A 24,054-nucleotide genomic window follows, 5' to 3' on the forward strand; every position below is an offset into this window, starting at 1 on the left:
ATTCACCGGGCTCAGCTGCCCTGCTTGTACTTGTCATGCAGTTCTTGCAGCAGCGGCTGCGCCGGCTCGATGTCCAGGCGCTTTTCGGTGGCGATCAGCCAGCCCGTGCGGTGCCAGCCCTGGATCACCTTGTCGACCGCGGCGATGGTGTCGGCCTCGCCCTTGCGGGTCCAGACCACCGAGTTCGCCGGCAACACCTCGCTACCGATGGGCGCGTGGTAGGCCGCCCATTCGGGGTTGCTGCGCAACAAGGGGTGGATCAGCGTCGAATCGTGCACCGCCGCCACGCACTGGCCGCCGCGCAGCGCCAGCAGCGAGTCCGACGAGCTCTTGTAGCCCTTGACCACCGCGCCGTAGTCGGCCTGCAAGGGACGCGCGAAGCTGCTGCCCTGCGACACGCAGACGGGTTTGCCGCGCAGGTCTTCCCACTTGGTGATGCCGCTGTCGCGACGCGTGGCGGCCGCGCCGCCCACCCGGAAGAACGGCGTGGGCGCGTAGCCCAGGATCTCGGCGCGTTCGGGGTTCAGTTCCATCGACGCGATCAGCAGGTCGACCTTGCCCGAGATCAGGAACTGCGTGCGGGTGGCGGTCTGCACCTGCACCAGTTCGGCCTTCACACCCAGGCCCTTGGCCAGTTCGCGCGCCAGGTCCGGGTTCCAGCCCACCAGTTCCTGCGTCTTCGGGTCGATCGAGCCGAACACGCCGCCATTGGCCAGCACGCCGATGGTGACGGTGCCGCGTTCCTTGATCTTGTCCAGCGTGGCATCCGCGTGGGCGGCGGTGGCGCCGGCCGCCAGGGCCAGGGCGACGGCCGTGCGCAGGAACAGGCCGGGGGTATTGCGAGTTTTCATGTTGTCGTGCCGTATGCATTGAACGGAGTTCTATGCTGCGTGGCCGCGGCGCTCAACACAAAGAAGACTTTCAGATATGGATATGAAACCGCTGGCGCGCCCGGGGCGTGCCCCGGAGCGTGCTGCCGAACTTCGCGCCCGCCCCTCGCTCAGTCGAGCTTGACGTCGGCCGTCGCGATCACGCGGCGGTAGGTCGCGATATCGTCGCGCACCGTCTGGTCGACCGCCTCGGGCGTGCTCGCCGCAATCGAAAACCCCAGGTTTTCCAGCAAGGCGGCCGTCTCCGGCTCACGCAGCACCGCCACCACATCGCGATGAATGCGATCGACCAGCGGCTTGGGCGTGGACGCCGGCACCACGAAACCCTGCCAGCTTTCCACCGCGTAATCCGCCAGGCCCGATTCCTGGATGGTCGGCACCTCTGGCAACGCCTTGGACCGGTACGGCGTGGTGACCGCCAGCGCCACCAGCTTGCCCGACCGCACGTTCTCGGTGGCGGCGGCCAGCGTGATCAGCATCGCATCCACGTGCCCGCCCAGCACGTCCAGCATGGCCGGGCCGCCCCCCGGATAGGGAATCTGGTTGGTCCTGGCGCCGATGCGTTCGTTCAGCAGTTCCACCGCCAGGTGTTGCAGGCTGCCGTTGCCACCGGGCAACGCCAGCGAAATCTCGCCGGGCCGCTGGCGCACCAGCGCCACGAATTCCTTGAAGGTCGCAACGCCCAGCCCTGGCCGAACAACCAGCAGTTGCGGGTTGATGACGGCTTTGGTCACGCCTTGCAGATCACGCACGGGGTCGTAGTGCTGCTTGCCGGGCTGCAGCGCATTCAGCGACAGGGCGTCGCCCCCCAGCAGCAGCGTGTAGCCGTCGCCGCGTGCGTGGGCCACGGCCGCATTGCCGATCGCGCTGCTGGCGCCCGGCTGGTTCTCGACCACCACGCTTTGGCCCCACTTCTCGCTGAGCTTCTGCGCCACGGTGCGCGCCAGCTTGTCGGCGCTGCCGCCCGCGGCAATCGGCACGATCAGCTTGACCGGCCGGGTCGGATAACGGTTGGCGTCGTCACCGACCGCGGGCGCCGCGCCCGTCATGTTGCTCAATAGCCCCGCGCCCACGACCACGCCTGCCGCCAGGCCCAGCGCGGCCTTGAGAACGGATCTACGTTGACTGCCCATCGAAAGACTCCTGGATTTCTTGGTGAAAACCAGGATAGGGGCGCGCCAGGCGGCCACCAAATACCGATAGGCAATGTGGAAATACCGCGCCGTTGCGGCGGGTGCGGCGCGCGGTGGATGCCCTACGCCAGAAACGCCAGCATGCGTCGCGCCAGCTCGCGCGGCTGCTCTTCGGGCAGATAGTGGCCGCAGTCCGCCAGCACCCCGCCTTGCAGGTTGCGCGCCAGCGGCTGCAAGGCCTGGTACAGGTCGGGCGCGCTGCCCTGGTCGCCGCCCAGCGCCAGCACCGGCAGCGTCAGCGGCGTCTCGCGCAGCGCCCGGTTCTGGATGGCGTCCTGGTGCGCCGCGCGGTAATAGCCCAGCATGCCGCGCAGGCCGCCCAGCGTCTGGTACACGCGTTCGTATTCGTCGATGTCCTCGCGGCTGAACACGCCCGGCTTGTTCGCCGTCTTGCGGCTGAAGAACCATTCGATCAGCACCCGCTCGCGCCCGGCCAAGAGCGCTTCGGGCAGGTCGGGCACCGTGTTGAACAGAAAGTGCCAGCTCTTCCAGTTGTCCGGCCCCAGCTCGATGGCTGGCTTGAGCGTCACGCCCGGAATGTTCGCGTCCAGCAACACCAGACGCTCGACCTCGTGCGCATGGCGCGCCGCGTACGGGTAGGCGATCCACGCGCCGATGTCGTGGCCGGCCAGCGCATAGCGCGTCAGGCCCAGCGTATGGAACAAGGCCCGCAGGCGCTCGCCCGCCGTGTGGGTGTCGTAGCCGTCCAGCGGCTTGTCCGAATCGCCCTGGCCCGGCAGGTCCACCGCGTACAGACGGAAATGCGGCGCCAGCAGCGGCATCACGCGGCGCCAGGCGTACCAGCTCTGCGGAAAGCCCGCCAGCAGGATCAGCGCCGGCCCCGCCCCGCCTTCCACCACGTGGTAGCCCAGGCCGTCCACCCGCACGCGGCGATGCCGAAACGGCACGCCATCCAGCGCGAACACATCGGCGTCATTGAACGTATCCATCTCTGTCACCTCGCTCAATGCAGCGCGCCGCCGCCGGCCTTGATGTCGGCCGTTACCGCCAGCGTCGTCGCCGCCATGATCTTGACCGCTTCGATCAGCGTGTCCAGCGCCAGGCTGGGCTGGCCGGGATGGTGCGCCGCCATTTCCGGCAAATAAGGCACGTGCACGAAGCCGCCGCGCAGCGCCGGTTGCTCGGTGGCGATATAGTGCGCCAGGCCGTAGAAAATCGTGTTGCAGTTGTAGGTGCCCGCCGTCGACGACACCGACGCCGGCACGCCCGCGGCCCGCAGGTCGCGCACGATGGCCTTGATGGGCAAGGTCGAGAAATACGCCGCCGGGCCGCCTTCGACCACCGGCTCGTCGATCGGCTGGCGCCCTTCGTTGTCGGGAATGCGCGCGTCCACCACGTTGATCGCCACGCGTTCGATCGACACGTCGCTGCGGCCGCCGGCCTGGCCCAGGCAGATGACCACGTCCGGCCGGGTCTCGGCAATGGCCTGGCGCAGCACGCCCACCACTTTGCCGATCACGCACGGCAGCTGCCGCGCCACCAGCGTGGCGCCGGCCACCTGAGCGCCGTCCAGCCGCCGCACGGCCTCCCACGAGGGGTTCAGCGTTTCGCCGTCAAAGGGTTCGATTCCGGTAATCAATACAGTGGGCATTGCCGCATCCTTGCGTCTGAGTTCTGACGGCCATCGTAGGCGCGCGGATAGAATTGTTGAAATCGATAATTGATATTCGTACTATTGATTGTATGAATCTATCTGCCGTCGACCTGAACCTGCTGGTCGCCTTCGAAGCCCTCTACGACACCCGCAACGTCACGCTGGCCGGCCAGCGCATCAACCGTGCGCAGCCGTCGGTCAGCAGCGCGCTGGGGCGCCTGCGCCTGCTGTTCCAGGACGAACTGTTCCTGCGCACCGCCGACGGCATGCAGCCCACGCCCAAGGCCACGGCGCTGATGCCCGCGGTGACGGCCGCGCTGGATCACATCCGCGCCGCCCTGGCGCAGGGCGCGGGCTTCGAGCCGCGCACGGCATCCGGGCGGCGCTTCACCCTGGCCGCCAGCGACTACGCCGACGTCGTCATCGTTCCCCACATCGTCGCCGCCCTGCGGCACGAAGCGCCGGGCATCGACCTGCGCGTGGCGCGGCTGGACCGCGCCGCCCTCTACGAACAGCTGGACAACGGCACGGTGGATCTCGCCATCGGCGGCCATCTGGCGCCGCCCAAGCGCATGCTGCAGGAAACGCTCTACACGGAAGATTTCGTCTGCATCGCCGACAGGCGCCACCCCGCCTTGCGCAGCTGCAAGCTGGACCTGGCGCGTTACCTGGCCCTGCCCCACGCGCTCTTCACGCCCAGCGACGACGGCTCGGCCCGCGGCGTGGTCGACGCCAGCCTGGCCCGGCTGGGCCACCGCCGCCGGGTGGCCTGCACCTTTGCCCACATCGTCGCCCTGCCCCACGCCGTGCAGGGCACCGACCTGATCGCCACGCTGGCGCGGCGCGCCGCCCAGCGGCTGGCAGGCGACGGCCTGACCCTGCGGCCGTTGCCGCCCGAGGTGGACCCGGGCCCGTTCAACATCGACATGGTATGCAGCCGGCGCGCGCCGGGGGATGCAGCACTGGGGTGGTTGCAGGGGGTGGTTCGGCAGGCGGCCGCACGGCTGAACGAATAAAATCCGGACCCAGTTTCCTGGATCCGGCTTCATCTGTCCGGCTACGCTTGTGCGGTCAGCGCCTCAATTGGGCTTTTCCTCGAAGCCCGCATACCCGTCGATGTATGCCCGGCCCGAGCAACGCACCATCGCCACGCAGTTCGGCGCGCCGGTCTTGCTGCTGCAGACGTCGCGGGCCGCATTGCGCGCCGCCTTGGGATCGGGGTTCTGCGCCGTGAAGCCGGTGCCGCGGCCCTTGCTGCCCTTGGCCCAGGCCAGGCCCACGCAGGTATCCGTGTAGGTCAGCACCTTGGTGCAACCCTCGCAGTCTTCCCACTCCAGCAGCTTGCTGATGGCGTCCTTTTCGTTGGGATAGCCATCGGCATACGACAGGCCGCCGCTGTTCGATTCGGCAATCGCGCCCCAGTACTCGCGGTCGTTCAGCTTGGCCGACAGCGCTTCGAGCTGGGCGGGCGTGGCGGTCTTGGGGGCTTGCAGGTCTTGCGTGCTGTAGCCCGGGCCCACGCACAGCGGCATCGTGGCCAGGCGGCACTTGCCGTCCGGGCTGCCGGCCGTGCAGCGGCGCATCGCCTTCTTGGCCGCCAGTTCGGGCGACACGCTGTTGCCGGGAAACAGGTCGTTCGACGTGAGGTTGCGCGCATACACCATGCAGCTGTCCGAGAACCAGCTCAGCGACTTGCAGTCTTTGCCACCGGCACGGCGGCATTCGGCCACCCCGGCCGCTTCCGCTTCCTTGCCCGTGTCTTCGGGCAGCGCCCAGTAGATCTTGGCGTGCTTGCCATCCGTGGCGATGCCGCCATACAGCGTGTCTGCATGCGCGGCCGGGGCAAATACCCCCGCCATCAACGCAAGCGCGGCAATGGCCGAGCGAATCATCGGAACAAATCGGGCAAGCATCATCGTCGTTATCCGGATCGAGTGGATTTGGCGGCCACGATCTTAACAAGCGGGTTACGCCTTCCGTCCCCCTTGCAAACCGCCCCCAGGCATATTGAGTAACAAATTTCACAGCAATCTGAAAGAAGCTGACCCCGATTTCCGGTAAAAATGGCGGACTTTTCTTAAGCAGGCAGTCAGCCTGCGGCCATCCTCCCGGCTTTACAGCGCTGACGGCCGCGCGCTGGCTTGTCACGAAGAGAAACAAACACATTGCGCGCCCTGGCTCCGGCCAACCGCCGCGCCCGTCCGACCGCAACGGAGCATCGCCCGCACACCATGACGTCGCCCCTGAATGCCTTTCCCCGCCGGCCGCTTCGCTTTGCCGCTGGCCTGATCGCCGCCGCCAGCCTGGCCGGCTGCGCCCCGATGCCCACCGGGGGCAGTTCGTCCCTGCCGTCGCTGGGCAAGGTCTTCAGCGAAGGCCTGTCGTTCTCGCCCAGCGTCAACGTGGCTCGCAACATGGAAGGCCGTTCGATCAACGACGCCATCGCCGCCCTGGGTGAACCGTCCAAAAAACGCGCCGTCGGCAACACGATGGAATTGGAATGGTCCGACTACCAGACCGCGCCCTACCAGGAATGGGTGGTCACCGGCACCAGCCAGCAGGTGGTGGGCATGATTCCCGCCAGCAACACCACGGCCGCCACGCCGGTTTTCCAGCAAAGCAGCACCGGCTATATGCAGAACCGCTCGCGCGTCTATGAATGCAAGGTGCTGATGCGCATGAAAGACAGCGTCATTGTCGGTTCCACCGTCGATGGCAACGTCTGCCCGGAATTCATTGCGGCGCTGCGCAAATGGGCCGGCGAAAACGAAGCGCGCAATTATGTCGTGAAATGAGCGCGCAGGCATGCCCGGCAATAACCGCGGAACCGGCGTAATTCATGCGCTTGCGTCCGCGGTATTCAGTTTCTGGAAAGCAATCTTTTTGTCGACATTATTTCCCCGCCAAAGATAATCGCGGGGGTGGTAAATAATCAATCGCGCGGCCCATTAATTTTCCGCCGCGCCTGCCGTTAGTCATTCTGAATATCCCCGGCACGATCACTGGGCAGCTGTTGCCCGCCTGGATTACCGCAGACATGACTACGATTTCCTCTTCACTGCCCCCGCTCGTCATCGCGCCGCAAGCGCCGGCGAGCGGCGTGTCCCGCGTTACCAACGTCAACCGCAGCTCCGAGCCGCCCGCGTCCACTTCGGTCACGCTGGGACAGCAATCGACCGGCGTGCTGACCTATTCGCCCAACACGCTTTCCGCCAACCCGGTGCAGGAACCCGACGCCCTGTCGTCGCTGATGTCGGACAACGTCCGCTCGTCGTCCCTGACCGGTCAGTTCAAGGGCCTGGCCGCCGCGCTGCTGTCGCGCTTCCAGACCGAGGGCGGCAACTTCTCGCAATCGGTCCCCGCGACTCGCTCGGCCGCGGCCGTGGACGGCGTGGATGGCCCCCAGGCCCAAGCCCAGGCGGATAACTCGGTGGCCCTGCGCATCACCACCGCCAGCGGCGCCAAGGTCAACATTACGCTCGACAGCAATGCAAAGGGCCTGGCCGTGCAGATCGACGTGGGCGACGCCAAGCTCACCGAGGCCGAGCGCAATGCCATCGCCGGCTTGTCCAAATCGTTCCAGGACGCCGTTGACGGCCTGGCGTCGGTGCCGCCCAAGCTGGCTCTCGGCGCGTTGTCCAAGATCGATACCAACGTCCTGTCGTCGGTGTCGCTGGAAGCCACCGTCGGCGTCGAAGGCCCGGACCAGGTCAGCTTCAAGTTTCAGGCCGACGCAGGCCAGCGCGCGCTGACCGTCAAGACCCTGGCCGGTTCCGCCCAGATCAACGTGGACGTCAGCCAGCCCGCCCAGTTCGGCAGCGCCCAGCAGCAATCCGCGGCCATCGACAGCTACCTCACCAAATTCGACAGCGCCCAGAAGCGCGGCGAAGGCGATGCCGCGTTGATGTCGTACTTCAAGCAAGGCTTCTCGGACCTGCACCGCAGCTATGGCGCCTGGTCGCCCCAGGGCGCCACCAACCGCCTGGGCCCACCGGCTGAAGTCCACCGCACCATGCTGTCCGGCCTGGCCGACTTCTCCGCCTCGGTCAACCAGGCGCTGGTCGCGTCCAATCCGGCTCAGCCGCGCGAACTGGACACGTTCTCGTACCAGACCTCGCAGAACACCCGCAGCAGCGGCCGCCCGCAGTTCGACCTGGCCATCACGCAACAGCAGCAGTCGTCGCTGAGCGCCAGCTTCCATCGCGCGCTGTCACTGGACCAGAAGTTGAACCTGACCTCGGACCCGGATTCGCAGAACTACGCTTTCTACCAGATCCGCGACAACTACGAGAACCAGACCGACATCGGCTACGAAGACGGCAAACTGGCCAAGGCCTCGTTCACCGAGACCAGCACGCTGTCCACCACGGTCTCCAAGTTCGTCAAGGGCAAGCTGGTCGACCAAAGCGCGATTCCGTCCACCCAGACCCGCTCGCGCGACCTGATGGAGCTGCTGCGCGCCGCGGACCTGGATGCTCCGCTCAAGGACACCACGACCCCGCGCGACCAGGTCGAAGCCGCCTTGATCCGCAAGCAGGAAGACCTGGCCCAGGCCGTGGCCCGCGCCCGCGGTTAATCCCCGCTTCCCGCGCAACGGCAAAGGCGCCCCGAGGGGCGCCTTTGTCTTGTCCGCTTTTATCCGCGCACGGCTACGCGCCTTCGGGCAGCTTCGCAATCACCTTGATCTCGAAGTCAAAGCCGTACAGCCACGTCACGCCCACCGCGGTCAGCGTCGGGTGCGGCGCCTGGCCCCAGTAGTCCGGCACGACTTGCCAGATGGTCTCGAACCTGGACGCCGGGTCCACCATGAACACGGTCACGTCGACCACGTCTTCAAACGTGGCGCCCGCCGCCTTCAAGATGGCGTTCAGGTTGTCGAACGCGAGGCGCACCTGGGCCTGCAGGTCCGGCTCGGGCGAGCCGTCTTCGCGGCTGCCCACCTGGCCCGACACGAACAGAAAACCGTTGGACCGGATGGCCGGCGAATACCGGTTGCGGTCATACAGCGCCTGACGCCCTGCCGGAAAAACCACATCACGAGTTGTCATTCAATTGCTCCCAGGGGCATCCGCCCGCATTGATCATGCAGGCACTTTACGGACCCCTTGCCGCGCGATAAACGCGCAACCCTGCCCATCACTGTTTGTAAAATGCAAACAATCCCTCAGACCCCGGAGTGGCAATGGACCGTTTCGATGCCATGCAGGCATTTGCCCGCGTCGTGGAAACCGGCAGCTTCACCAAAGCGGCCGACACCCTGCACATGAGCAAGACCAGCGTCACGCAGCTGGTGCAGCAGCTGGAAGCGCGCTTGCGCGTGCGCCTGTTGAACCGCACGACCCGCAAGGTCAATGTCACCGCTGACGGCGCGGTGTACTACGAACGCGTGCTGCGCCTCCTGGCCGACATGGACGACGCCGAAACCAGCCTGTCCAGCGCGGCCGCGGTACCACGCGGCCGGCTGCGGGTCGACGTGCCCAGCCCGCTCGCCCGCATGATTCTGGCGCCCGCCCTGCCCGCCTTCCATGCCCGCTACCCCGACATCCAGCTGGACATGGGCGTCAGCGACCGAATGGTGGACATCATCGGCGAGAACGTCGATTGCGTCGTGCGCGGCGGCGAGCTCACCGACCAGTCGCTGATCGCGCGCCGCGTCGGCGACCTGCAGCTGCGCGTGTACGCGGCGCCCAGCTATTTGCAGCACGCCGGCAAGCCGGTGCATCCGGCCGACCTGGAAGATTCCCATCACCGCATCGTCGGCTTTCTGTGGTCGCGCACCGGCAAGCCCCTGCCCTACGCCATGCGCCGCGGCGACGAAAGCGTGCACGCCCAGGGCCGCTACATCGTGGCCATGGACGACGGCAACGCCTACCTGGCAGCCGGCCTGGCCGGCATGGGCATATTGTGGCTGCCCGACTACATGGCCCTGGAACACTCAGCCCGAGGCGAATTGGTACCCGTGTTCGAAGACTGGAAGCTGGACCCCATGCCCCTGTACATCGCCTATCCGCCCAACCGGCATGTCAGTGCCAAGCTGCGGGTGTTCATCGAGTGGGTGGCGGAATTGATGGCGGAACATGCGCCGCTGATGCGGCCCGGCGGCTAGCCGAACCACGGCACGGTGTCGATGCGGGCGGTGACATCCCCCGCCCCCGCCGGCTGGATGACCAGTTCCGCAGCCGGGTTCTGGTCATCTTCGACCGACGCCGCAAACTGCCGCAGCGTGACCCGATATACCCCAGGCCCTATGGGGAGTTGCAGTTGTTCGTCGCGGGTGGGCAGTTCATCGTCGAACTGCGCGGCCATGGTCAGCTGCGAGTAGTCGGTCAGCCAGAGCCCGCCTTCGCCCACGCGCACCAGACCGGACACCGTGCGCCAGGCCGCCCCCGGCGAGGCCGCATCCGCGATGCGCAAAGACGCATCGGCCAGATCCGGCCCGGGAAACGCCGCAAACAGCGTCTGCGCATTGATCTGCCGCACAAAGCGTTCGAGCACCTGGGCAAGGGTCCAGTCTTCGTGCACGTACCCCCGATACGTATCGGGGCAGACCAGCGCGACGAAGCCGTCTTCGTCGACATGGGCGTGCAATTCGAACGGGGTAAGGCTCATGGCGGGGTTTCCTGTGCGAGAGGCCGTGCAGCAATGGCGAACAACGAGTATCCGCCAAACGCCGGCAACGGGACAAGCTCGTATCGACCGCAGTTTCTTCAATCACTTGCGCCGGCCCGGCACCAACGACGCGGCATCTTCACCGTCGACCGGGCGCCGATGGCGATCGCATCCGCACGAGCGTCAGCGGAATTTGAAACATCGACAAACGTTGTGTTTATCAATCCTGCGATGCCCGCGCCTGAATTTGGTTAGCATTCACCCGCAAAAATGCAAAAGAAAACCCCCTCGGCGCCATGCATTCAAACCGACGGCCGAATGAATCCGCACTCCTTCACCAAGGCCCCCATGACCCACATCGACCGCCTGCGCCTGCCCGACGACGACCCCACGTTCGGCGGCAACCGCATTTTCGACCTGTTCCAGTATTCGCCTGCCGTCACGGCCAACGGCATGGTGTTCATTGCCGGACAGATCGGCCTGCGCGCCGACGGCACGATCCCCGAATCGGCCGCGGAACAGGCCGACCTGGCGTTCCAGCGCATTCAGGCCATCCTGGCGCACCTGAGCCTGGACTTCACCGATCTCGTCGAGCTGGTGACCTATCACGTGGACGTAGGCGCGCAGCTGGCCGACTTTCGCGCCGTGAAGGAAAAGTACATCCGTTCAGATTTTCCGGCCTGGACGATCCTGGGCGTCGCGGCCCTGGCCCGGCCTGAACTGGTGATCGAAATCAAGGCGATTGCGGTCACCCGACCTGCCGACCCCCGCAAAAAGGACTGAATCCCATGCCGTTGACTTCCCTGCTAGCCCGCGCCTGCCTGCTCGCCGTGTTCGCCCACGCGGCGGCGTCAGCCCATCCGACGGGTCAACCGGAACAGGAGTCCGCAGAAGCGTCCTGGGACCAAAAGATGGACCAGCGCCGCGCCGGCATCGACGCCCTGCTGGGCAAGGCGCGGCAGGACGGCATGGCGCTGCTGGTGATTCCCACCCTGAACCTCGATGCCCAAGGCAAACGCGATTTCCACGACCCGGCCACGCGGATGCGGTTCATGCAGCAAAGCAGCACCATGATGCATTGGAATCACAAGGCCGACGACGGCTACGCGATCTCGGTCGGCCATGCCGAGCACAAGGCCGACATTCCCGACCTGGGGCCGCTGTTCCAGACCCCGCGCGGCAAGCTGACGTACCAGGTGATTCCGGTCTGGCCGGGCGAATACCGCTTGAATCGCATTGCCTACCACCAGATGGACGCCACCCCGCCCAAGGCCGTCAGAAGCATTCCGGTGGCCGACATGCTGGCCAAGGTCGGCATCGCCGAACTCACTCCCACCACCGACCGGGACTTCAAGAAAACCGCCCCCTGGTCCAACTCGGCCGAACAAGGGGACGACGGCCTGGGCCAGGGTTGCGGCCTGGTGCTGCGCCTGGGCGGCGGCTGCGACGAACTGGCCCGCGTGTTCCGCTGGGACGCAAGCGCCCGGATCGCGCTGCAACAACGCCAGGCCGAGGCCGTCCAGGTGCCGGGGGTCGACGTGCTGCTCAGCTTCTCGCCCATCGCCGACATCACCCTGCACAAGGGCGAAGCCGTGCTGACCGATGGCTTCGTGCTGCTGGACGACCAGCCCGTGCTGGCCAAGAACCTGTGCGAAACATCGCTGGATTTCGTGCGCTGCGCGGTGCAGTCGATCACCGTACAACGCCTGCCCGCCAGCCTGGAAGATTTTCGCCAGGCGCCGGGCGCCGACACCTTCAACCTGCCCCAGACGCATGCCGCCCTGCGCGACCTGGTCTACCGCGCGCCGACCGTGCACGCCAAGCCGGTGGCGGGCGGGTCAGCCAATCTGCTGCGGGCGCAGTGACACCGCGCGCCTGAACGCGGGCGCCGCTTAGCGGCGCCCGCCGTCCCGCAGCACCGTGTCACCGGTACGTGGATTCGTCAGCGTGACATTTTCCAGGGCCTTGATGCGCCACTCGCTGCCTAGCCGCGTCAGGACGGCCAGAATCAGCGTATCGACCGAGTGCGCGCCGGCCGGATGGGCAGCGCCCGCAGCCAGGCGGCTCCAGAAATGCATGACCACCGCGTCCTGGCCGATGGGAACCACGTCGATCAGTTCGTTCTCCAGCGTGGAATCGCGATAGATCGTGGCGTGGATGGGCGCATGCAGCTCGATGATCTCATCGACGCCGCGCACGTAGTGGCCAAACCGGTTCACAAAGGTCGCATCGGCCTGGAACAGCGCGCCGAACGCCTGCATATCGTGGCGATTCCACGCGGCCTGGAAGGCGTGGGGGATGTCTTCGGGTTGTTTCAACGGGGTCATGGGCGTCGCTCCGGCAGATGCCAACCTTTTATCGCAGTTGGCGACCTGCCGGCAAACCCGCGCCACGCCTCCGCGCCTTACTTGTCCAACCCCGCCATCAACACATACTTCACCTCGACGTATTCCTCGATGCCGTAATAGCTGCCCTCGCGCCCATAGCCGGAATGCTTCACCCCGCCAAAGGGCACCGAGGCCGTTCCGACCGAGCCGGAATTGAGCATCACCATGCCCGACTCGATGTTGCGTGACAGCCGGAAGGCCCTGGCCAGGTCGCGGGTGTACGCATAGGCTACCAGGCCATATTCCGACGCATTGGCGCGCTGCACGACCTCGTCTTCGGTGTGAAAGCGGTAGATCGGGAACACCGGCCCGAAGATTTCGGTGTGGGCGATGCGCATGTTGTCGTCCAGGCCGGCCAGCACCGTGGGCGAATAGAACAAGCCGCCCTTGGCATGCGGTTCGCCGCCCAGCACCACCTGCGCCCCGGCGGCCCTGGCGTCGTCGACCAGCGCGGCGACCTTGTCGATGCCGGCCTGGTTGATCATCGGCCCCACCACGAAGTCTTCCTGCAAGCCCTGGTCGACCCCGATGCGCGCGACTTTCTCGGCCACCGCGGCCACGAAACGGTCGTGGATGGCATCCTGCACGTAGACGCGGTTCGGCGAGATGCAGACCTGCCCCGAATTGCGCAGCTTGGCCGCGACCAGGGCGGTCGCGGCGTCTTCCAGGCTGGCGTCATCGAAGACGATGAACGGCGCATTGCCGCCCAGTTCCAGCGTCATTTTCTTCAGGTCCCGGGCGCAGGCCGCGGCCAGCAGCTTGCCGACGGCGGTGGATCCGGTGAACGAAAGCTTGCGGATGCGCGGGTCGCCCGTGAACTGCTCGCCGATTTCCTTGGGGTTGCCGGTCACCATCTCGAACACGCCGTCGGGAATGCCGGCGCGGCGGGCGTATTCCAGCATTTTGTAGGCCGTCAGCGGCGTCAGTTCGGACGGCTTGATGATCATGGTGCAGCCGGCCGCCAGGGCCGTCGCGATCTTGCGCGCGATCATCATGAACGGGAAATTCCACGGCGTGATGGCGGCGGTGGGCCCGGCCGGTTCCTTCACGACCAGCACCTGGGCATTGTCGGCATGGGACGGGATGGTGTCGCCATACACCCGCTTGGCCTCTTCGGCATACCACTCGATGAAGCCCAGGCCGTAGTCGATTTCGCCCAGGGCCTCGACCCGGCATTTGCCGTTTTCCTTGACCAGGAGGTCGGCAAACGCCGCCCTGTCGGCGCGGATCAGTTCAAACCAGCGGCGTAGGAGGTCGCCGCGTTCACGGGCCAGCTTGCGCGACCAGGCGGGAAACGCAGCGCAGGTGCGGTCGATGGCGGCCTTGACCTGGGCTGCATTCAGGTCGGGCGCGGTGCCGACCAGGGAGCCATCTGCGGGATTCAATACGTCGATCATGAGGTTTACGTCCTATCGGGGTGAAAAAGCATGGATGGAATGATAGGATTACCAATATCAATAATCGATGGCCTATGTTCTCGTTTTATTGCCTAAAACTATTGGTTTGAATATTTTTACCTGACACCCAAGCCCACGCGCGGTGCGCCCCCGATGCCCGACCATCCCACTCCCGATTTCGCAGCCCTTCCGGCCCAACGCCAGCGCATGGCCACCCTGCTGCAAGCCCTGGCGCCCCAGGAGGGCTACAACCTGACCGTGCTGCCGGACGTGCGTTTCCTGCGCTCGAACCGCCCCTTGAGCTCGGTGCCGGTGCTGTACGACCCGGGCATCGTCATCGTGTGCCAGGGCCGCAAGCGCGGCTACTTCGGCGGGCAGACCTATGTCTACGACGAGCGGCAATGCCTGGTCGTGTCCGTGCCGGTGCCCTTCACGATGGAAACCGACGCCAGCCCGACGGAGCCGCTGCTGGCCATCTACATGCACCTGGATTTCAAGCTGGCCGCCGACCTGATGCTGCAGATCGATCAGGCCGGCGGCTTCAAGGCGGCCGAACCCAAGGGCATGCTGTCCAGCCCCATGGACGGCCCGCTCAGCGCCTCGGTGCTGCGCTTTCTGGAAGCCATGGGATCGCCGATGCAGGCGCAGATCCTGGGCCCGTCGCTGGTGCGCGAAATCTATTTCCACATTCTCACGAGCGACCAGGGGCCGTCGATGCGCGCGGCGTTGACGATGCAGGGGCAGTTCGGCAAGGTGGTGCGGGCGCTGCGCCGCATCCACGCCTCGTTCAAGGAGGCGCTGGGCGTGGACCAACTGGCCCGCGAGGCGGGCATGAGCGTGCCCGCCTTCCATGTGCACTTCAAGGCCGTCACCGGCACGTCGCCGATGCAGTACCTGAAGTCCACCCGGCTGCATCAGGCCAGGCTGCTGATGGTGCGCAACGCCATCACCGCGGCCGCCGCCAGCGCCGATGTCGGCTACGACAGCCCGTCGCAGTTCAGCCGCGAATTCAAGCGCCTGTTCGGGCGCAGCCCCGTAGAAGAGATCAAGCGCATGCGCGCCGAATTCGCCGTGCCGCCGGCATTTGCGGCCTCGGCGTACGTGTCATCGCACTGACGGCGAACATGACAATCCGTTGACAGTTTTATCGTGCTGCCGATAAATCCCTGCAAGCTGGCGTTCAGGCCGCGTCACTACAATCAGGAGGTTCCAGGTCGTTGATTTCCGCAGGAAAATCCCCCTGGCTGCCGCGCTGAAATAGTTGTTCACGCCAGCTTGCAGCTTGATGGGAACTCTGCCCGGCCTGCACTGATCCATACTGATTCCTGCCGCTTTTCGATTCGTATTTCATGCCGTCTTCCCAGCAGTCGCCGAATCAGCCTCACCCAGGCGGGATTCGCATCGAAGTCCCCGATTCACGCCAGGCCGCCGCCGCGCTGGACGCCGCAGAGCAGTTCCTGTCCGCGCTGGGCCTGCGTGCCGCCTCCCACTGCGATCTCTTGACCGGCCCCGTGCCGGGCGTGCACGCCGCGGTGAACGCGGGATTCGCCGCCACCTACCTGCCCGACCACGACACCACCGGCATCGCCCGCGCGCTTAGCCTGCGTACCGACGCCAATGCGGCGGACCTGGACCGCGAGATCGTGCTGACCATGCTGGCCAGCCCCGTCGCCTTCACCTTCCCCACCGTGGCGGAATGGGAATCGGCCGTGCGCATCCGCCGTTACATCGTGCAGGCCGCCAGCAAGACGGCGCTGGCCTTCGACACCGAACATGCCGAGCGGCCCGACGACTACTTCACCTATGACGAAGCGCGCGGTTTCACGGTGCTGCCGGGGCGCTCGCTGATCGACGGCCTGCGCAAGGCGACGCAGCCCGAGGCCTCGGGCCAGCTGTATTCGTTCTCATGCTACCGGGCGACGGAATACGTCACCGTGCTGGGCATTGCGCAGGAACTGCACAGCGCCAACCCCGACCTGGCGCGGCGCCTGCAACGCCAATGGGAAACCCGCGCCGTCATGTCCGGCAGTTTCCACGAAACCTTCCTGCACGAATACGGCTCGCTGGCCGAACCCCTGCCGCAACGCTTCTACGTGCCGGGCGACCGCCTCTGGTTCCGCAATCCCGACGCCGAATCGTCGGACGTCGAAGGCTACGAGGGGTCCTGGGTGTTCTACCTGGGCGGCGGCCAGTTCAACAATTTCTGGGAACGCGGCGTGCCCTATACGCTGACGTCCAAGTGCGTCGAGATCTTCCATTGGCGCGACGGCCTGCGCACGGACGCGGCTGGCAAGCGCTACATGGACGAAGACGTCGTCAAGGCCCGCGTGCATGACACGCTGGCCGACCCCGAGGCCACCGCCGCGATCCTGGCGCGCATGATGCGCATCCGCGATCCGCAGGGCGTCTACGACCAGGGCGGCTGCATCGACGCCACCCGCGAACGCGTGCGCTGGGTGCGGCCGGGCCATAGCGACATTGCGCTGCCGGACTTTCCAGGATCGGCGCGGCCGCTATCCATCGCGGCCTGACCGGATGGGCATGACATGACCGCAGCGTGATCCGCTGCGGTCATTTTTCATTGTCGACCGCCAGAGCGCCGTGCCGGCAGGCGGACCCGTCACTTGACGCGCCGCTTATCACGCAACATCATATGTTATATGATATGCGCCTGCCGTCATGGCCTACGCGCCCCATCTCCGGAGTCCCCATGTCCTTTTCCAATACCCCCGGCGCCTCGGAAGACTACGCCGAACGCGTCGCCCGCCACGTGCCCGGCCTGCGTGACCTGCACCGCATGGTGGGCTTGCTGATGGCGGAACACGTGCCCCACGACGGCCGCATCCTCGTGCTGGGCGCCGGCGGCGGGCTGGAATTGAAAGCCCTGGCCGAGACAAGGCCGGGCTGGCGGCTGGATGGCGTGGACCCGTCGCCCGAGATGTTGCGCCAGGCAACTGATACGCTGGGCGCCCTGGCACCGCGCGCCACCCTGCACCAAGGCTATATCGACGACGCCCCCGACGGGCCGTTCGACGGCGCCACCTGCCTCTTGACGCTGCATTTCCTGCCACACGAAGAGCGGCTGAGAACCGTGCGGGAAGTGGCCCGGCGGCTCAAGCCCGGCGCCCCCTTCATCGTGGCCCATCACAGCTTTCCGCTGGACCGGCAGGACGCCTGGCTGGCCCGCAACGCGGCCTTCGTGGTGGCTGCGGGCGTGCCTGCCGTGCAAGCGCAGAACAGCATCAAGACGATGAAGGAAAAACTGCCGGTGCTGGACCCCGCCGCCGACGAAGCGGTGCTGCGTGAGGCGGGGTTTGAAGAGATCGAACTGTTCTACGCGGCGTTCACGTTCAAGGGGTGGACCTGCCGCAAGAAAGATCGATAGCCGCGCAACGCAGCCCCGTCATGCCGCAATGCTCCAGATCGCCGCACCGCCTTACCGACGGTAATCCACCGCAGGCAAGGCAACGGGCTTCGGATTGCGCGCTACCCATTGCACCGCCAATTCGCACAGCAGTACGGGCTCACCCGATTTTTGCTTGATCGCTTTGGCGGTGACGGCGGCCGCGTCCAGCCGTTCGGCAGGCAACGAGGTGCCCGAGCCCAGATGCCCCAGCAGCGCATCGACCATGCGACGAAAGTCTGCGTCCCAGTTCACGCCGCCGTTGCCGTCGAGTTCGTTGGCGATGCGGCCCGACAGGCGGATCACTTCGCCCTGCACGGTGGCGGCGGGTCCGTTTGAAGGAACCAGCAACTCCCATAGCGCTTCGTGCTGGTCTTGCCAGGCGCCTGCCTTGACGACGATGGGCGAACGGCCGTCGTGCATGGCGCGCCGCGGGACCGGGGCCACGGCGAACAGGCGGTACAGCTGATCGAGCGCGGCGCTGTACTCGTCCACCGAATCACGATTGAAGCCGGCGCGATGGAATTCGAACTGCGTGCCGATCCGCGTGATGAATGCTTCCATGCGCGGCGTCTGGCGTGCGCCGGCCGCCAGCATGATGGGCGCCACCTTGGCGATGCCGACAATGCCGGTGTTGCTGCAGCGCTGCAGCGCCCATTCCAGCGGCGTGAGGCCGTCGGCCGTCAGCGCGTCAGGGTTGGCGCCCTGCTGCAACAACAGGCGAACGTTGTCCGCATGGCCGACGCCGCAGGCTTTGTGCAGCGCCGTGCCACGCCCCCCTTCGCCGCTGTGAACATCGGCGCCCAGGTCCAGCAGGATGTCCAACCGGCCCTGCCAATGCCCGGCGCGCGACTGCAAGGGCGTGTCGCCATAGCTATCCGCCGCGGAAACATCCGCGCCCTGCTCCACCAGCCAGCGGCAGAGTTCGTCGGGAAATTCATTGAACGCCAAGGCGGTCTGCTTGGAATACCCGCCGCGGGCATCCACGCTGCACGCCGCGAATACCGCCTTCAAGGCATCGACATCGCCTTCAGCCAGCAAATCATCAAAGTTCTTGGGCAGCAGTTTCTTCAGTTTCATGGCGTGGTCGGCGTGGCAGCGGGGCGGCTTGATCGAGGCAGGGAGTCAGACCTTGGCCAGAAACGCGTCCGCGTCGCCGGCTTCGCACTTCCATTCAGCAAACACGCCCACCAGGTTGCAGTCGACGCAGCGGCAGCCGATGTAGTACCAGCGCACGTCGTTGCTGTCGGCATAGAGCGCCACGCCGGACATCAATTCGAAGGTGTCTTCGTCGCACACGCAGACATGGCCGCCCAGGTCGGCCTCGTCGGCGAATTCGGCGCTGTCTCCCATGAAATGGACGACCCCGCACTCGGCGCAGGTGCGCTGGGCGACGCCGGCTTCTTCGTCGGATTCCAGGTTGAACGTGCGGTTGCCGCAGGTGCACACCGATTGCGCGTAGCGGGTGGCGGGATATTCATCGTGGCTGAACTTGGCGATCTCGGTCTGGATGTCTTCGGGCGAGGTGCCATACCAGTAGTCGCCTTTTTTCTTCAGTGTCATAGCGTTCCAGAAAAAAATGATGGATCCCAGGATCCGATGTGAGAAATGGCCTGACCGTTCCTAGCGCTTGCCGAAATCCTTCTGCTTGAAATCGGTTTCGCCACGGTAGCCGTACATCTGCGAGACCTTCTGGAAATCGTCGGGTGAAAAGCCCGTCCAGGAATAGTTGCGGATGTTGCGTTGGGTTTGGGTATCGCGCACGTAGAACGACAGGGACGCCTTTTTCTCGGGCAGGTTCATGGCCTTGTGCAGCGACGGCACGAATTCGTATTGCGCGGTGGGGTAGGTTTTCTTCACGCCCAGCAAGGTGCTGACCGAGATTTCGGCATCGCTGAAGGCGTAGCGATTCACGAACACATAGTCCTTGCGTATGATCAGAAAGGCAATCAGGCCCAGCACGATGGTGGCGACGTAGAACGTCGGGGTATTGATGTGGCGGTCAACCGTGTAGCGATAGGCGTAGTTGAAGACCAGCGACAGCAGGCCGACGGCGATGACCAGCTGCCCCAATTGCGAAAACAGCCACTTGGGTTTGTTCTGGATAGTGACGATCATCATTACCTCTCTCGGGCATTTCGGTGATGGTGGCCGGAAGACTTGCCGGAAAATGGGTTTGCCGGCATTCAGCCCGGCCGTAGTGTGCCCCAACGCCGCTTGCGATGGATCGTCAAAAAACGGTTTGTTACCCCTTGGCCAAGGCCTCGGCCAGGGCCAGGGCATGTGCCAGGAAGGGTGATCTATCGTCCTTGCGGTAGCTGGCGATGACCGGCGAAACAAACGCGTCGGCGTCGATGCGCACATGGGCCACGTCGCGCCGCTGCAGGCGTTCGACCGACGCCGGCACCACGGTCACGCCCAGCCCGGCAGCCACCAGGCCGATGGCGGTCTGCAATTCGTTGGCCTCTTGCACCACCTGCGGAGCATGGCCGGCGGCGCGGAACAGGCCCAGCACATGGTCGGCAAAGTTGGGCCGCGGGCGGGCCGGGTACAGCACGAAGGGCTCCTGGGCCAGGCGGTCGACCGAGACGCTGGCACTGCCGGCCAGCGCGTGGTGCAGCGGCACGGCGGCCATCAAGGGTTCGGTCATCAGCACGCGCCGTTCAATCGCCGGGTCGTCCAGCAGGATGCGGCCGATGCCCAGGTCGATGCGGCCAGCCTTCAGGGCTTCCAGCTGCGGCTGCGTGGTCATCTCGGCCAGGCCGACTTCCACCAGCGGGTCAGCGCTGCGCAGTTGGCGAATCAGTTCGGGCACGAAGCCATACAGGGTGGACGGCACGAAGCCGATGCCGAACCAGCGGCGCTGGGTCTGGCCCAGCCGGCGGGTGCCTTCCAGCACTTCGTCCAGCCGCGCGGTCAACAGGCGCGATTGTTCGAGCAGGAAGCGGCCGGCCTCGGTCAGGCGCAGGGCCCGGGTGGTGCGTTCGAACAGCGCCACGCCCAGCTCTTCCTCGAACTGGCGGATCTGGCGGCTGAGCGGGGGCTGGGCCATGTGCAGCCTTTCGGCGGCGCGGGTGAAGCTGCCCTCTTCCGCCACCGCCTGGAAGTACCGAAGTTGCCTGAGCTGCATGGCTTATTCAGACCTTAAAGGTATCAATAGAGACCGATATAGTCTTGGACTTTGCCTCTGCGCGCAAGCGATACTGCGGCCTATTGTTCAAACTGGCTGTAAAAAGTATGAATCCGGTAAGCATAGTCTCGGTCGAAGCGGTCTTGGTGGACCTGCCGACCATCCGCGCCCACCAACTGGCCATGGCGGTGATGCAGCGACAGACGCTGGTGATCGTGCGGCTGCGCTGCAGCGACGGCATCGAGGGCATCGGCGAAGCCACCACCATCGGCGGCCTGTCGTACGGCGAGGAAAGCCCGGAAGGCATGAAGCTGGCGATCGATACCTATCTGGCGCCTGCCCTGGCAGGCCTGGACGCGGCCAACATCCACGGCGCGATGCGGCGCCTGGAAACGGTGGCGCGCGGCAACCGCTTTGCCAAGTCGGCGCTGGAAAGCGCCCTGCTGGACGCCCAGGGCAAGCGCCTGGGCGTGCCGGTGTCGACGCTGCTGGGCGGTGCCGTACGCACCCGCCTGCCGGTGCTGTGGACGCTGGCCAGCGGCGATACCGCGCGCGACATCGAAGAAGCCGAATCGCTGCTTGCCAGCCGCCGCCACAATACGTTCAAGCTGAAGGTCGGACGCCGTGCGGTGGCCGACGACGTGGCACACGTGTCGCGCATCAAGCAGGCGCTGGGCGACCGCGCCCGCGTCACGGTGGACGTGAACCAGGCCTGGAACGAGGCCGACGCCGCCGGCGCGATCGCGCGCCTGGAAGCGGCCGGTGTGGACCTGATCGAGCAGCCGATTCCGCGCGCCAACCTGGCCGGCATGGCCCGGCTGGCCGCACGCTTCGTGGTGCCGATCATGGCCGACGAAGCCCTCAACGGCCCCGAAGACGCGCTGGACATCGCGCGACTGGGCGCGGCCGACGTGCTGGCGCTGAAGATCGCCAAATCGGGCGGCATCTATGAAATGCTGCGCACCGCCGCGGTGGGCGACGCAGCCGGCATGTCGCTGTATGGCGGCACGATGCTGGAAGGCTCGGTAGGGTCGATCGCTTCGGCCCACGGCTTTGCCTGCCTGCCGCGCCTGTCGTGGGGCACCGAGCTGTTCGGGCCGCTGCTGCTCAAGGACGACATCGTCGCCAACCCGCCGCGCTACACGGATTTCGAGATGGAGATTCCCAGCGGCCCCGGCCTGGGGCTCGAACTGGACGAAGACAAACTGACTTTCTACCGCAGGGGCAACTGACCGCCCCCTGCCCGATCACCCCCGCGCGCACGGCCTGCCGGCCGATGCGCCGGCAACAATAATTCAAGCACCACGGAGACAGCATGCCAATTCGCCACGCCTTCAAACACCTTGCCCGGGCCTGCATGGGCCTGGCCCTGCTGGGCGCCGCCAGCGGCGCCTATGCCGACGGCTACCCGGACCGCCCGGTCAAGTGGATCGTGCCGTTCCCGCCGGGCGGCGCCATGGACAGCATCGCCCGCACGCTGGGCGAATCGATGGGCAAGCAGCTCAATACCTCGTTCATCGTCGAGAACCGCGCAGGCGCGGGCGGCAACATCGGCGCGGCCAGCGTGGCGCGGTCCAAGCCGGACGGCTACACGATCCTGATCGTGGCCAACGGCATGGCCGTGAACCCGGCGCTGTACGCCGACCTGAACTACGACCCGATCAAGGATTTCGCACCGATCTCGCTGCTGGCGGTGGTGCCGAACGTGCTGGTCACCAACCCCGCACGCAATGACGTCAAGAGCGTGGACGACGTGATCGCCAAGGCGAAGGCGCAGCCCAACCACTACACCTTTGCCTCGGCGGGCGTGGGCACGTCGATTCACCTGGCGGGCGAACTGTTCGTGTCGATGGCCAAGATCGACATGCTGCACGTGCCGTACAAGGGCAGCGGCCCGGCCATCGCCGACCTGCTGGGCGGCCAGGTCGACTACATGTTCGACAGCATCACGTCGGCCAAGCCGCACATCGAAGCCGGCAAGCTGCGCGCGCTGGCCGTGACCACCAGCAAGCGTTCGGCCGCCCTGCCCAACGTGCCCACGGTGGCCGAAAGCGGCCTGCCCGGCTACGAACTGATGCCCTGGTTCGCCGCCTTTGCCCCCGCTGGCACGCCGCCGGAAGTGGTGGCCAAGCTGAACGCCGCCATGCGCCAGGCGCTGAACGAGCCCAAGGTGAAGGCCACGCTGGATTCGATCGGCGCGGAATCCATCGGCGGCTCGCCCGACGAACTGCGCGACCACCTGGCCAAGGAAACGGCGCAGTGGAAGGTGCTGGTCAAGGAACGCAACATCAAGATCAATTGAGCCGCTTGTGGGCTTGAGCGGTGGCCTTCGGGCTGCCGCAGATGCGCCGGCCGGGCATTGCCCGGGCCGGCGCTGTCGCATTGGGCGCGGGCGCCGTGTGCCAGGACGCCGCGCCCGCGTCGACGTGCGGCGCGGCGATACCGTGCCGGCCGCTAGGCCGGCGCCGTGGCATCCAGCAGATGATCGACGATGACCAGGATCTGATCGGCCGCCTGGGCGATGTGGCGTTCCAAGGCGGCCTCGGCCTTGTCGGCCTGGCCTTGGCGGCTGAGCGCGATGAGTTCGGAATGTTCGTCGTGGGCCTGCTGGCGGATGGGCGCATTGACGATCTGGAAGCGGAAATAGCGCTCGGATTTTTCATGCAGCGCGCGCACCATCGCCAGGGCGGCGGGCCGCTGCGCGGCGCGGTACAGAAGTTCATGCAGTTGCCAGTTCAGCCGGCCCCACTGCTCGGGTTCGGCGCTGTCCATCTGCGTCACCACCTGCGCGGCGCGGTCCAGATCGCCGACGTCGTGCTGCTGCACGGCCAGGCGGAACAGCCAGGGTTCCAGCCGTAGCCGGATATCGAAGAATTCCTGCACTTCGGCGCGCGACAGCATCGACACATAGGCGCCGCGGTGCGCAATCATGTCGACCAGCCCTTCGGCGCTGAGCTGGCGGATGGCTTCGCGCACCGGCAGGCGGCTCACCCCCAGTTCATCGGCCAGCAGTTCCTGGCGCAGCGCGGAGCCGGGCGGAATCGCCCCCGACAGGATCCGGTCGCGCAGTTCGTCGACCACCAGATCGACAGCGGTCTTGCGCACGAGGCGGCCAGCCGGGCCGGACGAGGAAGAAAGGGAAGCAGCGGTGGAATTCCGGGTCACGTGATACCTGATGCATGAAGCCGCCCGGCAGGCGCCGCGCGGCAAGAGAGGCTGGCAGGAAGTCTGCCGCGGCCACCATGCCCAGGAAAACCCCGAGAGACAGCGGGTGCCGGCAGCCCGTTTAATGCGAAGTATATTGGATCCATGATCCAGTTGAAACCGACGGCCCCGGCCGTCGGGTAGCACAGGCCAAGCGCCTGTTTTTTCTAGGCTTTTTATTTTGGATCCAATATCCAATCATAACGATCCGACGGGAGCGGCCCGC

The 24,054-nt window shown here is 66.0% G+C and carries 26 protein-coding genes; 11 read left to right on the plus strand and 15 right to left on the minus strand.

Annotation, left to right across the window (positions count from 1 at the left end; genetic code table 11):
* Positions 1-11: 11 nt before the first annotated feature.
* The 4 genes from U858_RS0117750 to pcp form a co-directional block, all read right to left on the minus strand.
* Positions 12-851: a transporter substrate-binding domain-containing protein gene (locus tag U858_RS0117750; RefSeq protein WP_025138494.1), complete on the minus strand. Its 840-nt coding sequence runs from the start codon at positions 849-851 to the stop codon at positions 12-14.
* A gap of 149 nt (positions 852-1,000) precedes the next feature.
* The gene (locus tag U858_RS0117755; protein ID WP_025138495.1) at positions 1,001-2,023 is read right to left on the minus strand and encodes a tripartite tricarboxylate transporter substrate binding protein; all 1,023 of its coding nucleotides are present in this window, start codon (positions 2,021-2,023) and stop codon (positions 1,001-1,003) included.
* A gap of 122 nt (positions 2,024-2,145) precedes the next feature.
* On the minus strand, positions 2,146-3,033 hold the full coding sequence (locus tag U858_RS0117760) for an alpha/beta fold hydrolase (RefSeq protein ID WP_025138496.1): 888 nt from the start codon (positions 3,031-3,033) through the stop codon (positions 2,146-2,148).
* A 14-nt stretch (positions 3,034-3,047) separates the two neighbouring features.
* Positions 3,048-3,695 carry a pyroglutamyl-peptidase I gene (pcp, locus tag U858_RS0117765; RefSeq protein WP_025138497.1) on the minus strand — a complete coding sequence of 216 codons (648 nt, stop codon included), beginning with the start codon at positions 3,693-3,695 and terminating at the stop codon, positions 3,048-3,050.
* 92 nt (positions 3,696-3,787) lie between these two features.
* On the opposite strand from pcp, the gene U858_RS0117770 reads away from it, so the two are divergent.
* On the plus strand, positions 3,788-4,714 hold the full coding sequence (locus U858_RS0117770; protein WP_025138498.1) for a LysR family transcriptional regulator: 927 nt from the start codon (positions 3,788-3,790) through the stop codon (positions 4,712-4,714).
* A gap of 63 nt (positions 4,715-4,777) precedes the next feature.
* On the opposite strand, the gene U858_RS0117775 is transcribed toward U858_RS0117770, so the two are convergent.
* Positions 4,778-5,614 carry a DUF4189 domain-containing protein gene (locus U858_RS0117775; protein WP_025138499.1) on the minus strand — a complete coding sequence of 279 codons (837 nt, stop codon included), beginning with the start codon at positions 5,612-5,614 and terminating at the stop codon, positions 4,778-4,780.
* A 315-nt stretch (positions 5,615-5,929) separates the two neighbouring features.
* Here U858_RS0117775 and U858_RS0117780 point away from each other — a divergent pair, with 315 nt between their 5' ends.
* Together U858_RS0117780 and U858_RS0117785 are read left to right on the plus strand one after the other, a co-directional pair.
* Positions 5,930-6,493: a hypothetical protein gene (locus U858_RS0117780; protein WP_025138500.1), complete on the plus strand. Its 564-nt coding sequence runs from the start codon at positions 5,930-5,932 to the stop codon at positions 6,491-6,493.
* Between the two features lie 242 nt (positions 6,494-6,735).
* Positions 6,736-8,274, plus strand: a complete 1,539-nt coding sequence (locus U858_RS0117785) for a hypothetical protein (RefSeq protein ID WP_025138501.1) — start codon at positions 6,736-6,738, stop codon at positions 8,272-8,274.
* Positions 8,275-8,347: 73 nt separating this feature from the next.
* Here the strand turns inward: U858_RS0117785 and U858_RS0117790 are convergent, their stop codons facing one another.
* Complete coding sequence (locus U858_RS0117790; RefSeq protein WP_025138502.1) at positions 8,348-8,746, minus strand: RidA family protein; 399 nt, start codon at positions 8,744-8,746, stop codon at positions 8,348-8,350.
* A gap of 134 nt (positions 8,747-8,880) precedes the next feature.
* Here U858_RS0117790 and U858_RS0117795 point away from each other — a divergent pair, with 134 nt between their 5' ends.
* Positions 8,881-9,804 carry a LysR family transcriptional regulator gene (locus U858_RS0117795; RefSeq protein ID WP_025138503.1) on the plus strand — a complete coding sequence of 308 codons (924 nt, stop codon included), beginning with the start codon at positions 8,881-8,883 and terminating at the stop codon, positions 9,802-9,804.
* Here U858_RS0117795 and U858_RS34305 read toward each other — a convergent pair.
* Positions 9,801-10,307, minus strand: a complete 507-nt coding sequence (locus U858_RS34305; RefSeq protein ID WP_025138504.1) for a hypothetical protein — start codon at positions 10,305-10,307, stop codon at positions 9,801-9,803. The two genes, U858_RS0117795 and U858_RS34305, sit on opposite strands and share 4 nt — an antisense overlap.
* Before the next feature lie 318 nt (positions 10,308-10,625).
* On the opposite strand from U858_RS34305, the gene U858_RS0117805 reads away from it, so the two are divergent.
* Both U858_RS0117805 and U858_RS0117810 read left to right on the plus strand, forming a co-directional pair.
* On the plus strand, positions 10,626-11,090 hold the full coding sequence (locus U858_RS0117805) for a RidA family protein (RefSeq protein ID WP_029954013.1): 465 nt from the start codon (positions 10,626-10,628) through the stop codon (positions 11,088-11,090).
* 5 nt (positions 11,091-11,095) lie between these two features.
* Entirely contained in the window at positions 11,096-12,172 is a 1,077-nt protein-coding gene (locus tag U858_RS0117810; RefSeq protein ID WP_025138506.1) for a hypothetical protein, read from the plus strand.
* Between the two features lie 27 nt (positions 12,173-12,199).
* On the opposite strand, the gene U858_RS0117815 is transcribed toward U858_RS0117810, so the two are convergent.
* Both U858_RS0117815 and U858_RS0117820 read right to left on the minus strand, forming a co-directional pair.
* Complete coding sequence (locus U858_RS0117815) at positions 12,200-12,634, minus strand: SgcJ/EcaC family oxidoreductase (RefSeq protein ID WP_025138507.1); 435 nt, start codon at positions 12,632-12,634, stop codon at positions 12,200-12,202.
* 77 nt (positions 12,635-12,711) lie between these two features.
* Entirely contained in the window at positions 12,712-14,091 is a 1,380-nt protein-coding gene (locus U858_RS0117820) for an NAD-dependent succinate-semialdehyde dehydrogenase (protein ID WP_025138508.1), read from the minus strand.
* Between the two features lie 153 nt (positions 14,092-14,244).
* Between U858_RS0117820 and U858_RS0117825 the strand changes: the two genes are divergently transcribed.
* Positions 14,245-15,207 (plus strand): AraC family transcriptional regulator, encoded by a 963-nt coding sequence (locus U858_RS0117825; protein ID WP_025138509.1) that lies wholly within the window; start codon positions 14,245-14,247, stop codon positions 15,205-15,207.
* A gap of 64 nt (positions 15,208-15,271) precedes the next feature.
* Here U858_RS0117825 and U858_RS35680 read toward each other — a convergent pair whose 3' ends face one another.
* Positions 15,272-15,442 (minus strand): hypothetical protein, encoded by a 171-nt coding sequence (locus U858_RS35680; protein WP_157838816.1) that lies wholly within the window; start codon positions 15,440-15,442, stop codon positions 15,272-15,274.
* Here U858_RS35680 and U858_RS0117830 point away from each other — a divergent pair.
* Positions 15,441-16,622 (plus strand): hypothetical protein, encoded by a 1,182-nt coding sequence (locus tag U858_RS0117830; RefSeq protein ID WP_025138510.1) that lies wholly within the window; start codon positions 15,441-15,443, stop codon positions 16,620-16,622. The genes U858_RS35680 and U858_RS0117830 overlap by 2 nt on opposite strands.
* Before the next feature lie 179 nt (positions 16,623-16,801).
* A complete protein-coding gene (locus U858_RS0117835; RefSeq protein WP_025138511.1) occupies positions 16,802-17,476 on the plus strand; it encodes a class I SAM-dependent methyltransferase in 675 nt (224 codons plus the stop codon).
* 51 nt (positions 17,477-17,527) lie between these two features.
* Here U858_RS0117835 and U858_RS0117840 read toward each other — a convergent pair whose 3' ends face one another.
* The 4 genes from U858_RS0117840 to U858_RS0117855 form a co-directional block, all read right to left on the minus strand.
* Positions 17,528-18,574 carry an ankyrin repeat domain-containing protein gene (locus U858_RS0117840; RefSeq protein WP_025138512.1) on the minus strand — a complete coding sequence of 349 codons (1,047 nt, stop codon included), beginning with the start codon at positions 18,572-18,574 and terminating at the stop codon, positions 17,528-17,530.
* 45 nt (positions 18,575-18,619) lie between these two features.
* On the minus strand, positions 18,620-19,057 hold the full coding sequence (locus tag U858_RS0117845) for a hypothetical protein (protein WP_025138513.1): 438 nt from the start codon (positions 19,055-19,057) through the stop codon (positions 18,620-18,622).
* A gap of 60 nt (positions 19,058-19,117) precedes the next feature.
* Complete coding sequence (locus tag U858_RS0117850; RefSeq protein WP_025138514.1) at positions 19,118-19,615, minus strand: hypothetical protein; 498 nt, start codon at positions 19,613-19,615, stop codon at positions 19,118-19,120.
* Between the two features lie 124 nt (positions 19,616-19,739).
* Entirely contained in the window at positions 19,740-20,624 is an 885-nt protein-coding gene (locus tag U858_RS0117855) for a LysR family transcriptional regulator (RefSeq protein ID WP_025138515.1), read from the minus strand.
* A gap of 107 nt (positions 20,625-20,731) precedes the next feature.
* On the opposite strand from U858_RS0117855, the gene U858_RS0117860 reads away from it, so the two are divergent.
* Positions 20,732-21,856, plus strand: a complete 1,125-nt coding sequence (locus U858_RS0117860; protein WP_025138516.1) for a muconate/chloromuconate family cycloisomerase — start codon at positions 20,732-20,734, stop codon at positions 21,854-21,856.
* Positions 21,857-21,939: 83 nt separating this feature from the next.
* Entirely contained in the window at positions 21,940-22,926 is a 987-nt protein-coding gene (locus U858_RS0117865) for a tripartite tricarboxylate transporter substrate binding protein (RefSeq protein ID WP_025138517.1), read from the plus strand.
* Between the two features lie 152 nt (positions 22,927-23,078).
* Here U858_RS0117865 and U858_RS0117870 read toward each other — a convergent pair whose 3' ends face one another.
* Positions 23,079-23,729, minus strand: a complete 651-nt coding sequence (locus tag U858_RS0117870; RefSeq protein ID WP_025138518.1) for a GntR family transcriptional regulator — start codon at positions 23,727-23,729, stop codon at positions 23,079-23,081.
* Positions 23,730-24,054: the final 325 nt, after the last annotated feature.

This window comes from Achromobacter sp. DH1f (genome assembly GCF_000633435.1).
GTDB lineage: Bacteria > Pseudomonadota > Gammaproteobacteria > Burkholderiales > Burkholderiaceae_B > Achromobacter > Achromobacter deleyi.